The 731-nt window shown below is 70.5% G+C and carries 1 protein-coding gene and 1 pseudogene; one reads left to right on the top strand and one right to left on the bottom strand.

Annotated elements, in window-relative coordinates; translation table 11 throughout:
• Positions 1-344: pseudogene (locus MOV74_RS39575) on the top strand (hypothetical protein); the annotation flags it as partial.
• A gap of 78 nt (positions 345-422) precedes the next feature.
• Here MOV74_RS39575 and MOV74_RS39570 read toward each other — a convergent pair.
• Positions 423-731: rhodanese-like domain-containing protein (locus MOV74_RS39570; RefSeq protein ID WP_246933045.1), on the bottom strand; the 309-nt coding region annotated here is incomplete at its 5' end.

The raw sequence follows: 731 nt of genomic DNA, 5'->3' as shown, positions 1-731 counted from the left end.
AGCCTGACCTTAAGCCTGCCGCTGTCGCAACCGCCGGCGAGCCGGCGCCGGCTGATCCCAGTGCGGCCCTGGCCTCCTCTGCCCTCGACGTCGCCGCGGCCAAACTGGCCGCCCTGAACGAGCCGGCGACGACGACCGCGAAGGCTCCACCGGCGAAGGCCAAGGTCAGTGACAAGGTCGATGACAAGGCCGGTAGCGGCGCCTCGGACAGCAAGGCGACCAAGCGCAAGGCGGCCAAGAAGCGTCAACGCGTGGTGCGGCGTCCGCCGCCTCAGCAGCTGCAGCAACAGCTCGATCCGTTCGGACAGCAGCAGACGTTCGCGACGACCACGCGCGCGCGCTGATGCTCCTTCTTCGCCTCTCCCCGCAAGCGCGAGGCGAGGCGAGGGAGCGCACCTTCAGCGCGGCCACAGTCGAACGTCTCACGCCGGCCCGGTCGCGATGGCCGGGCCCTTTTCCTGGCCCCATTCCGACCATGAGCCGTCATAGAGCGCGGTGTCGGTGATCCCGAGGCGATAGAGCGCGAGCGTCAGCACGCCGGCCGACACGCCCGAGCCGCAGCTCGTCACGATGGGCGCATCGAGCTTGACGCCAGCGCCCGTGAAAGCGGCGCGGAGATCGTCGAGCGGCTTCATCTCGCCGGTCGCGGCATCGAACAGGAGATTGTAGGGCACGTTGCGGGCGCCGGGGATGTGGCCGGAGCGGATGCCCGCGCGCGGCTCGGGCGCACG

Origin of the sequence: Bradyrhizobium sp. SHOUNA76, assembly GCF_023006445.1 — a bacterium.
Lineage (GTDB): Bacteria > Pseudomonadota > Alphaproteobacteria > Rhizobiales > Xanthobacteraceae > Bradyrhizobium.
The sequence above is the reverse complement of the archived record's forward strand: the minus strand, read 5'-3'. Positions and strand labels throughout refer to the sequence as shown.